The 10,430-nt window shown below is 59.8% G+C and carries 12 protein-coding genes; 1 reads left to right on the top strand and 11 read right to left on the bottom strand.

Translation table 11 applies throughout. The features are described from left to right. Together Q0288_RS01080 and Q0288_RS01075 are read right to left on the bottom strand one after the other, a co-directional pair. Positions 1 to 155, bottom strand: a 155-nt coding sequence (locus Q0288_RS01080) for a zf-TFIIB domain-containing protein (protein WP_299425836.1), incomplete at its 3' end; no start/stop codon positions are given. Positions 156 to 282: 127 nt separating this feature from the next. Further along, the gene (locus Q0288_RS01075) at positions 283 to 1,449 is read right to left on the bottom strand and encodes a PLP-dependent aspartate aminotransferase family protein (RefSeq protein WP_299425833.1); all 1,167 of its coding nucleotides are present in this window, start codon (positions 1,447 to 1,449) and stop codon (positions 283 to 285) included. 210 nt (positions 1,450 to 1,659) lie between these two features. Between Q0288_RS01075 and Q0288_RS01070 the strand changes: the two genes are divergently transcribed. Continuing rightward, a complete protein-coding gene (locus Q0288_RS01070; RefSeq protein WP_299425830.1) occupies positions 1,660 to 2,025 on the top strand; it encodes a hypothetical protein in 366 nt (121 codons plus the stop codon). Between the two features lie 354 nt (positions 2,026 to 2,379). Here the strand turns inward: Q0288_RS01070 and Q0288_RS01065 are convergent, their stop codons facing one another. From Q0288_RS01065 to Q0288_RS01025, 9 genes are all read right to left on the bottom strand, one after another. Further along, positions 2,380 to 3,087, bottom strand: coding sequence for a PucR family transcriptional regulator (locus tag Q0288_RS01065; RefSeq protein ID WP_299425828.1), 708 nt, complete (start codon positions 3,085 to 3,087; stop codon positions 2,380 to 2,382). 47 nt (positions 3,088 to 3,134) lie between these two features. Continuing rightward, entirely contained in the window at positions 3,135 to 4,439 is a 1,305-nt protein-coding gene (locus tag Q0288_RS01060) for a Zn-dependent hydrolase (RefSeq protein WP_299425826.1), read from the bottom strand. A 120-nt stretch (positions 4,440 to 4,559) separates the two neighbouring features. Further along, positions 4,560 to 5,645, bottom strand: a complete 1,086-nt coding sequence (locus Q0288_RS01055; protein WP_299425822.1) for an ABC transporter substrate-binding protein — start codon at positions 5,643 to 5,645, stop codon at positions 4,560 to 4,562. Positions 5,646 to 5,885: 240 nt separating this feature from the next. Further along, on the bottom strand, positions 5,886 to 6,863 hold the full coding sequence (locus tag Q0288_RS01050) for an ABC transporter permease (RefSeq protein ID WP_299425819.1): 978 nt from the start codon (positions 6,861 to 6,863) through the stop codon (positions 5,886 to 5,888). Beyond that, positions 6,860 to 7,780, bottom strand: a complete 921-nt coding sequence (locus Q0288_RS01045) for an ABC transporter permease (RefSeq protein WP_299425815.1) — start codon at positions 7,778 to 7,780, stop codon at positions 6,860 to 6,862. The genes Q0288_RS01050 and Q0288_RS01045 overlap by 4 nt, the downstream gene beginning before the upstream one ends. Beyond that, on the bottom strand, positions 7,777 to 8,604 hold the full coding sequence (locus tag Q0288_RS01040; protein ID WP_299425813.1) for an ABC transporter ATP-binding protein: 828 nt from the start codon (positions 8,602 to 8,604) through the stop codon (positions 7,777 to 7,779). The genes Q0288_RS01045 and Q0288_RS01040 overlap by 4 nt, the downstream gene beginning before the upstream one ends. An 8-nt stretch (positions 8,605 to 8,612) precedes the next feature. Continuing rightward, positions 8,613 to 9,257, bottom strand: coding sequence for a LysE family translocator (locus Q0288_RS01035; RefSeq protein WP_299425810.1), 645 nt, complete (start codon positions 9,255 to 9,257; stop codon positions 8,613 to 8,615). A gap of 55 nt (positions 9,258 to 9,312) precedes the next feature. Continuing rightward, complete coding sequence (locus Q0288_RS01030) at positions 9,313 to 9,465, bottom strand: hypothetical protein (RefSeq protein WP_299425807.1); 153 nt, start codon at positions 9,463 to 9,465, stop codon at positions 9,313 to 9,315. Beyond that, positions 9,465 to 10,430, bottom strand: a 966-nt coding sequence (locus Q0288_RS01025) for an amidohydrolase family protein (protein ID WP_299425804.1), incomplete at its 5' end; no start/stop codon positions are given. The genes Q0288_RS01025 and Q0288_RS01030, both read right to left, overlap by 1 nt.

The following is a 10,430-nucleotide window of genomic DNA, read 5'->3' as shown; positions in this document are numbered from 1 at the left end:
GTCAGGATGGTCTGGCGCACCTGGCCCAGCAGTTTTTCCATTTCGCCACCGTCCAACCAGACTCCCCGGCACTTGGGGCAGACATCAATATGCACCCCGTTGCGCTGGATTTCGTTCATTCCGCTCTCGCATGTGGGACAAACCAAAAGGGGCATGTATTCCTCCGCCCTCAGCTTGACAGAAAGAGGGGCACCGGAAAAGGGCCAGGCCGCTATTCAAAAAACGGGTTGTGCTTTATAGTAGTTAAGTAAAAATACTCGTCCTGCACTCACAAACCTCATACTACAAACCACTTAGCGCTTGCTCCAGGTCGCTCTTCAGGTCATTGAGGTTTTCGATCCCAACGGACATCCGCAAAAAGCCGTCGTGGAGTCCCAGTTTTTCGCGTTCGTCTGGCGACAAGAACCGATGGGAACTGGTTGCCGGGTGCGAGAGGGTGGTGTTCACACCTCCTAACGAGAGGGCTAGCTTGATGTAGCCAAGGCCGCGCAAGAAGTTGTTGAGCATCTGGCGGGAAGGCTCCAGCTCAAAAGCAAGCATCGCGGCAAAACCGTTCTGCAGCACCTGCCGGGCAGTCAGATGATCGGGGTGGGAGGTCAGGCCGGGGTAGTGTACCTGACGTACCTTCGAGTGCCCTGCAAGAAAGTGTGCCAGTTCGGCAGCATTGCTGGAAGCTCGCTGCATCCGCACTTCCAGGGTTTCGGTTCCCCGCACACTCAACCAGCATTCGTGGGGATTGGAAACCAGACCCATACGAACCGCCACCGAGCGGATGGGTTCAATCAGGCGGTGCCGTCCAGCCACCGCCCCGATCATCACATCGCTGTGTCCGCTGATGAATTTGGTCAGGCTTTCCATCACGATATCTGCACCATGCTCTGTTGGCCGACAGTGGTAGGGTGAAGCGAAGGTGTTGTCCACCAACACCACTGCTCCGGCCTGGTGAGCCATGGTGCAAAGCCTGGGCAGATCCGGTATGCGCAGGCGAGGGTTGGAAGAGGTCTCGAGCACCAGCATCTGAGCCCCCTGTAGCTCCGTATGCATTCGGTCAAAATCGGTAATCTCAACCGTGGCCAGCTCGAGCCCAAAGCGTCGCAGATCATGCAAGACATTGAGGGTGCTGCCATACAAGTCCTGCGAAGCCACCACCTTGCTTTCCTGGCTCAGCAGCCCTAAGAACGCCGCGCTCAAAGCGCTCATCCCACTGGCACAAGCCACCCCAGCCTCGGCCCGGTGAAGCCTGGCAAAGAGGTTTTCCAAAGCCCGGTGGTTGGGGGTTCCGTTGCGCCCATAGATAACACCGGGCTTTTCACCCGAATAAACTGCATCTACCTCATCCAGATCGCTGAATGTCCAGGAAGCCGACTGGTAAATCGGCAAGGATACCGGATGGTTGGCGGGTGTTTTGGCAGTGGCTCCGTGCACGACCAGGGTAGAGAGCGATTCCATAGTCCACAGACTATCGCACCCGGCATCGTAAGGGGGGAAATGCTCTGTGCCGTCGTGAACGCTCAGGATGGTGAGACCGGTCTCCAGGAGCAAAGAAATTCCCGTCTCAAGACGGGCGTTTATCTCACCTTCCTCAAACGTAACGAATATCCCAGTTTCCAGGTTGAATATCACCCGGCGTCCAGAAGCATCGTCCTATACTCCAGTGCAATGAGCACCCTGATCATCCCCCTCCTGATCACTTTTGCGCTTGGCGTAGCTGCATTTCTCGCTCACCGCACCATGAACCAGATGCACCGCCGCTTGCTCGACTCCGAGCTGGGCGGGCGCGACTACAACCACCTGAGCGATCATGATCGCTATTTCCTCAACGAGACGGTAAACCTCAAGTTCCACCAGTCCATCGGTGGAATGCTGGCTTCTTTTGTGCTGCTATATGCCTATCCCACCCTCTTTATTGGTGAAAAAATGCTGGGCCGTACCCAGTGGAGCGCCGTCGAGGTAATTAGCGGCTCGTCGCTGTTTTACTTTTTGGTGCTGGCCCTGATGACCCAGGTCATCTTGATACAAGGCTAGGAAGCCTCTCGCTCCCAGGGTCAGGGTGGGTCTCTACGTGCGCCCACGATAAATTGTGCGATTCTGGTTGAGCCGGATCTGCATTTGGGACTTGCAGCGGCGTATCGTATCGTGCACTTCACAGACGTTGCCGCCCGGACGGACGGCAACGGTCTTGTCTGGGACAGAGGATTCCTGGTTTGCGCCAGGGTAGAGGTGCAAAACCAGCAGAATGGGCCTATGCGTATCTGGCGCGAGTCCCTACCGATCTTTCGGGGCACTATCTCGCATCTCAACTATGGAGACCCTCTTGACCCCGGAGGGCTCCATCTTTGTGAAGAGCGCTCTATGACCCAGCGGCTGTGGGCCGCTGCCTTATCGCTTGAGCAATTCCAGGGCTACCCATAGCCCCAACCGCCGCTCGGGGCTGTCCAGATCGCCCAACATGCCCTTGAGCTGTTCCAGACGGTAGTAAATACTCTGCCGACGCACCCCCAGCTTGCGGGCTGTTTCGGCAATGTTGAACTGCGAGTCCAGCAGGGCTTCCAGAGTAGTCAGTAAGGTACTCCGGGGCCGGCTGGGCAGGTTCAGGACGGTGCCCAGTTGACGCAGCAAAAAGCTTCGATCACGGCCTGTCTCGACCAGAGCTTCCAGAAGCGCTTCCAGGAGCGGCTCTTCCCTATCCGCACCGGGGCGCAAAATCCGCTCGTGGGCTGCGCGGGTCAGGTCGGCAAAGCGTACCTCGGTACGAAACGCCAGGATTGGAAATTGCAGGATGCGGGCGGTTTGCAGCATCTCGTCCGGCACTTCAGGCAACCAGTGCACCAGTTCCAGCGCCAGCCCAGCAACCCCAACCTCTACCAGCGAGTGCACATACGCAGTACGGGCCTCGGGGGTGGTGCGGGATAGCTCGAGGCCCGTCGAGAGCAACAACTCGCCCCCCGACAGCAGCCGGGACACATCCAGTACTTCCGCTACATGTACCCAGGCGATGTGGGTCTCGAGTTTGGCCTGCCCTGAAAGCAACGTGGCTCCCGCAAAAGCAGGCAGCTCGAGTATTTGTCGCAGGGTAGGAAGGCTCATGGGCAGAACCGCAACCAGAGTCCAGGCCTGACCGACCGGGCATACACCTACTGCTCCATTATCCAGCGCATGGTCTTGTCGGCCAACCGATCCAGCGCCCGCACGGCCAGCTCGAGGTGCTCTTCCCGGGTGTCCTCTATCTTGTTGTGGCTGATGCCATGCAGACTCTGGGTGAACATCATCACGGTGGGAATACCCGCACGAGCCACCTCGGCGGCATCATGCAGGGGCCCCGAGGGCAGGCGGTACGAGACCCCCGCCACCTCGCGGATCGCTTCATCACAGAACTCGATGAGTTGCGGGTGGAAGGGGATCGGCTCGATGTTCCAGATGCGGCTCCATTCCACCGTGCAGTTTTCTTCTCTGGCAAAGCGTTCGCTGGCTTCGTGGGCCTCGCGGTACATCTGGGCCAGCACCCCCGCCTCGAGGTCGCGCTGATCGAGGGTACACTCGCACCGCCCCACTACCGCCGTCACGATGCCGGGAAAGGTTTTGACACTACCCATCGTACAGACCGCATCGGGGTGCTTCATGGCAATGGGACGTATTTCCAGCGCCAGTCTGGCCGCTGCGGCGAGCGCGTCTTTGCGGCGGTTCATCGGCGTAGAGCCGGAGTGGGCCTCCTGGCCGTGGAAGGTGATGGCGTGACGCTCGACACCCTTGGTACCCAGTACCACCCCCAGAGGCAGGCCTTTGTCCAGCAGAACCGGGCCTTGCTCAATGTGCAGCTCGAGGTACGCCGCCGCGTTTTTTTGCTCAGCCTGAGCCTCTGGGAAGCGATCAATCTCCACCCCGCAGCGCTTCAACGCGTCTTCCAGCCGGATGCCCTCGCGGTCGGTGCGACCACGGTCGGCCTCAAGGGTGTGGGTTCCGGCGAAGGCCGATGAGCCCAGCAGACTCCGCCCAAAACGGGCTCCTTCCTCATCGGCCCAGTCCACCAGCCGCACCGTGATGGGGGGTTTCCCCTGGTACTCCTGGGCAATTCGGCGCATAACTTCCAGTCCCGCCAGCACGTTAAGGCAGCCGTCCAACCAGCCGCCGCCCGGCACGGAGTCCAGGTGGCCTCCGATCAGCAGGGCTTTCTCCGACGTGCCCTCGAGTGTGACCCAGTGGTTGCCCGCAGCATCGTAATGGTGTTCGACCGGTAAGCCTGCCAGCTTGGATTCAAACCACTCCCTGGCTTTGAGCCAGGTATCAGTCCAGGCCACCCGCCAGGCCCCGTTTTCGTCGGCGGTCAAGGTCCGCAGTTCTTTGAGTTCGGCCACGGTTCGTCTGGGGTCTAGCATGGTTTCCTCCGGGTAGTGAATCGAGTTGATTTTACTGCCCCTGGGCAGTTGCCATAGCAGGTGCACCCAGTCACGGAGCCCAGCGTAAAGAGGCGGTTTTCAAAGCAACCTGGGAAGCAGTCCAGTTGAAAACCGCCCTGGTACAAAAAAAGGGCGACCCCAGGGTCGCCCAAAGACCACCGCTATCTAACGGTAGTCGGCTGCTCTTCTCCCCATAGCCGCTTCCCACGGCCCATAATCCACGGTCTGGCGGGGCGGGTCGCGGGTCAGGATGCCCTGCTCGCGCAGCAAGCGTACCGAGGCCTGGAAATCGGCAGGTACCAGGAAACCAGCCCAGCCCCTGGTGGTAGCGCCAGCGTTGTAGAGCTTGGCAATTTCGGCCATCTGCCAGGTCTGGTGATCCCGGGCATCGGCCCTGGTTCCCGAACCCTTACAGGTATTGCCACAAACGGGCAGCACATATTTTTCCACGGTCTCGGCCTGGTTGGCTACGGCCCAGTTCCAGCCCTGAATGGAAGCCCGGATCAGGCGGGCAGCCACCTGGCGGCCCGTGAGGCCCGAACCTTTGAAGTTACGGTCGTTGAGCACCCGCTCGGTGGTGAAGATCAGGTCTTCCAGCAGGTTGATCCCCTCATCGGCCAGCCTGAACACGTCTACTTTGGTCTCGTCATAGCCCAGCCCAGCAATCTGGTTGACCTCGTTGTAGGTCATGGCAGCAACCAGTTGAACCTTGTCGGGGAAGACCAGCGAGGGGTCGAAGGGATAGGTCACCGCGGTCACATCGGGGTTGGTGGCTCGAGGGTCGAGCGAGCTGGTCAGGTTGCACTTGCGGAACAGCGCCACCGCCGGATACTCGTTACCCGAGGGCCAGACTCCCACGCTCTTGCCCCTCATGTCGGTACAGAGGTTTCTGATGTTGCTGGATTTGAGGGCAACCAGGGTAAAGCCCGAGCGCTGAAACATCTGGGCGATATGAACCACTGGAATTCCCCGTTCGCGGGCAGTGAGCAGGTCGGCAATCCAGGTCGTGCCAAAGTCGGCAGCTCCGGACTGAACCACCTGGATGGGAGACTGGTCGCCTGCGGGCAACAGGGTCACATCCAGCCCCTGGGCCCGGAAAAAACCCCGCTCCTTGGCTACAAAATAGCCCGCAAACTGGGCCTGGGGAAACCACTTGAGCTGCAAGTTGACCCTGACCAGGTTCTGCTGTGCGCTTGCCAGCGATGCCAACGCGAAGACTGCCAGTACCCAAAAGACCGACCACTTCTTCATCCTTGCCTCCTTTTGTGCCAGAGCGACTTCAGATGGTAGCCTACCGTAGCCGAATACCCATTTGTCAAGCCTGCGCCTCCCTCATCTCCACCTCCCCCACGATTGCCAGTAGCGAATGGCGTATCGCAAACGTTCTCTTTGCTATCGGCCATCAGCTATTGGCTACAGGCTTTCTCTAAATGAAACATGCCACCCCGTCAGCCTCCGCTCGAGACCGAAGGTGCGAGCCTGGCACCCTCCTCACTCGCGGTATGAAACATGCCACCCCGTCAGCCTCCGCTCGAGCCACGCCACCAGGTTGTACCAGGCGATGCCAATCACCGAAGCCACAATGATTGCCGACCATACGATGTCGAAACCAAAACGACCGGCCTCGATCTGGATGCGAAACCCCAGGCCCTGCCCATTGGCCCCAAAAAACTCACCCACGATGGCCCCAATCATGGCCAGGGTAGTGCCCAGCTTGAGGGCATTGAAGACGAAGGGCAGGGCGTTGGGCAGCCTCAACCAGCGATACTGTTGCAGTTCGCCCGCCGCGTACGAGCGCATCAGATCCAGCGACAGCGGGCTGACCTCGGTCAGGCCCCGGAAGGTGTTGATCACCACCGGAAAGAACACCGTAATGGCCACGATCACCGCTTTGGACTGCCAGTCAATCCCCACCATCTTGACCAGAACGGGGGCCAGGGCCACGATGGGTATGCTGCTAAAAACCGTGGCGTAGGGTAAAAGACCGCGCTCGAGAAAGACAAACCGGCTCACCAGCAGAGCCACCCCTACCCCCAGGCTCGAGCCGATCAGATATCCCACCAGGGCCTGCAGTACGACCGTCTGAAAGGCATCGCGTAGCAGCACATCCCGCACCTCGAACAAGGTAGCAACTACCCGGCTGGGGGTAGGAATTAGTCCTGGGGGAACCTGATAGGCCCGCAGCAAGGCTTCCGCCGTTACCACCACCAGTAGCAAGGTCAGAGCCGCAGGAGTGAACCCCACGACAGGGTGGGTGGTGTTGACAAACAGATTGGCGACCCTTGCGGTGCCCAGCACGGTCAGCAAGAATCCAGCTCCAATCAGGAGTTTTTGTGCGTCCGTAGCCTGCTCACTCTGGTTCCACCAGCCTGCAATAAACCACAGCAACACTGCGAATCCAACCACCACCATCCCCCAGCCAAGCAGGGCTTTCTGGAAGGCAGGGCTGGTTGGCTGCGACTTAATCATCCTACCCCCCTCTTCTGCGGCATCCCTGGTTTCCCGACTACAGGTTTGTTCGCCGGCTTAGCCCTGCGCCAGGGGGTTGCCAGGCGCTCAACCCAGTTCACCAGGGCCACCAGCAAAATACCCAGCACCGCCGAAGAGATCATGATGACCCACATCGCCACCACATCCGAAGCCCTCGAGTTTTCGGCCAGCATCTTCCCGATACCATGAAAACTGATGGTAGAAATCTCGGCCACGATGGCCCCAATCAAGGCCGCCGCCATGGCAACCTTGAAAGCCGTGAAAAGATAGGGAACCGAGGCCGGAAAACGCAGCTTCAGGTAGGTCTGCCAGTGGCTGGCGTTGTAGGTTTTCATCAGGTCGAGGCTGAGCGGGTCGGGGCTGCGCAGACCCTTGGCCACCCCGATGGCGATGGGGAAGAAGGCAATGTAGGCCGCGATGATGGCCTTGGGAATCCAGCCCTGCACCCCGTACTGCCCCAGGAGCACCACCAGCATGGGGGCAATGGCAATGATGGGAACGGTCTGGGAGGCCACAATCCAGGGCAGTAGTGAACGTTCGAAGGCCCTCGAGGCCACAATCCCGATGGCAAAAAAGAAGCCCACGATGGCCGCCAGCAACAGGCCCACGATGGTCTCGAGGGCCGTCACCGCAGCATTGATCGAGATGGCATTGGGCGAATAGAGCGGAAACATCAGGTTGCCAAAGCCTCTCCAGAGCTGTTCTGGAGAGGGCAAAACCGGACTGCGCAACTGGGTCGCACACTCCACTGCCGTTTTGCAGGGCAGGGCCGCACCGGTATCCAGCGCCCGCTGAGCCGCCGGAATATTTGCCAGATACATCAGCGGCCAGTACAGTGCCAGCGCGATTACTGCAACCACCAGCATTGGAACCAGATTGACAGAGATGCGGGTCACTCCGTCACCTCATACCCATGTCCTTTGCGCAGGGCCTCGCGCACATCGGTAGCAATACTGAAGAACTCGGCGGTCTCGCGGGTATCGAAGGTGCGCGGTTGGGGCAGGTTTACGGGAATCACGGTCTCGATCTTGCCTGGGCGTGGGGTCATGACCACAATACGGGTAGACAGAAAAACGGCCTCGGGGATGGAGTGGGTCACGAAGATAATGGTCTTGCCGGTCTCGCGCCACAGTCGCAGCAGTTCCAGGTTCAGGTTTTCGCGGGTGATCTCGTCGAGGGCTCCAAACGGCTCATCCATGAACAACAACTGGGGGTCGAAAGCCAGGGCCCGAGCAATCGAGACCCGCTGCTGCATCCCGCCCGAGAGCTGCCAGGGGTAGTTTTTGGCAAACTTTTCCAGTCCCACCAGGGCCAGCATCTTCTCAGCCCTGGCTTTGCGTTCGGCCTGGGGAAAGTTCATCACCTCCAGGGGCAGCATCACGTTCGCAAACACGGTGCGCCATTCCATCAGGGTAGGGGCCTGAAAGATATAGCCGTAGGCCCGACTCTTTCGCGCTTCCTCTGGATTCTTCCCTCCAATCTGGATGGTTCCCGCAGTTGGCTTGATGAGGTCGGCCAGCAGGCGCAGAAGGGTGGTTTTGCCACAACCCGACGGCCCAATCAGGCTGATGAACTCGCCTTGAGCAATCTCGAGGTTGGCGTCCTTAAGGGCCACAGTGCCGGTCTGAAAAACCATCGAAAGGTTCTGCGCCGAGACGATGGGGCTGGCCTTGGGGTTGCTTTGGGGGGTCTGGATGTGGGGGGTGTCGGATTGCATCATAGGGATCCCTATTTGTGCCGGTTGCCGGTCAGGGCCGCAGTCACGCCCAGTCCGATGTATATGCCTCCCGTCACCAGCCGCTGCCCCAGCGCAAAGCGCGGCTCGCTGGCCTTGTGACGGAACCAGCCGCCCAGCGAACTTGACAGGAGCGCATAGGCCCCATCGCTAAGGGTTGCCAGGGTGATAAAAACCAGCCCCAGCAACAAGAACTGAATCGAGGCCGCTCCCCGGTGAGGGTCTACAAACTGCGGCAGAAAGGCAAAGAAGAACAGCGCAGTTTTGGGGTTGAGGGCGTTGACCACGAAGCCCTGCACAAAGATTTGCCGCAGGGGCTGACGCTTTAAAGCCCCCAGCTCCAGGGGCTCCCTGGAAAACCAGGTGCGCAGGCCCAGGTAGACCAGATAGATCGCACCCGCGTACTTGACCAGGTTAAAGGCCAGGGCGCTCGAGAGCAGGATCGCCGAGAGGCCCAGCGTGGCCATCACCACGTGTACCATCCCGCCGCACTGGATGCCCAGCACGCTGGCAACGCCCGCTGTCCGTCCCTGCGAGACACTGCGGGTGACGATGTAAAGCACTGCAGGCCCCGGAATCAGCAGCAAGGCCAGGCTTGCCAGGGCAAACACCAGCAGTTGATCGAGGGGTATCAACATCCAGACCTCGAGTTTGCTGGGGATTCTATGGCGTCACACATAATATCCGATCCACTCACCACTTTTTGGAGCGGCGCTGCCCAAAGACGATCAGAAGGCCCCCTGCAACCACAAACAGGGCCCATGCGGAGCTACCGCCCAGAGCCAGCAGCACACCTACCGAGAGGCAGATCCCCCCCAGGAGATTGAGAATTTGGCGCCGCTTCATCAGAAGTAGACCGGCTCGCGCTTGAGGAGCCTGCCCCGCCCTTTCTCGCCCAAGAACTGCCCGTCCCGCACCGCGACCTTGCCGCGCACCGTCACCAGCGAGGGCTTGCCATCCAGCTCGAAGCCCTCGAAGCCGTTGTAGTCGTTGTTTACACTCTGGGTGGCGGCGGAAATCTTACCCCGGTAACTGGGGTCGTAGACCACCAGATCGGCGTCCGAGCCCACCGCGATGGTGCCCTTACGCGGGAATAGCCCGAAGAGTTTGGCGGCCTTGGTGCTGGCCGCGTCCACGAAGCGGTGGATGTCGAGGCGGCCCCGGCTCACTCCGTAGGTGTAGAGCAGGTTCACCCGGTCTTCGATGGCCGGGATGCCATTGGGAATTGAGGTGAAGGCATCCTTGCCCAACAGCTTCTGCGAGGTGTCGAAGGGGCAGTGATCGGTTCCCACGGTATCTATGAAGCCCTGGGCCAGCGCATCCCACAACACCTTCTGGTTGTCCTTCTGGCGTAACGGCGGCGACATCACATGCTTCATGCCCTCCACGCCAGGGCGCTCGGCGTAGGTTTTGTCCAGCAAGAAGTGCGGGATCACCGATTCGATATAGATGGGCACACCCCTTGACTTGGCGGCCATCGCTGCCTCGAGTGCGGGCTTGCAGGAAAGATGCACCACATAGCCGGTGGCCCCGGTGTTCTCCAAAAAGGTGGCAAAGCGGGCCGTGCCCTCGGCCTCCACCGACTCGGGCCGGCTGGGCTCGTGCCACTCGGGGCCGGTCTTGCCCTCTGACAAAAGATTCTGCTGCAACTGCCCTACCAGCTCGGCGTTCTCGCAGTGGGCGGTTACGATCACCCCGAGTTCCTTAGCAAGCCGCATGGTCTGGTACATCTCGCCATCTTCGACCCCAAAGAAGTTTTTGTAGGACAGGAAAATCTTGAAACTGCTGATCCCGTCGGCCACGATCTCGCG

This window comes from uncultured Meiothermus sp., assembly GCF_937863175.1.
In the GTDB taxonomy this organism is placed as follows: Bacteria; Deinococcota; Deinococci; order Deinococcales; family Thermaceae; genus Meiothermus.
This window is presented reverse-complemented; position numbering and strand designations above follow the sequence as displayed.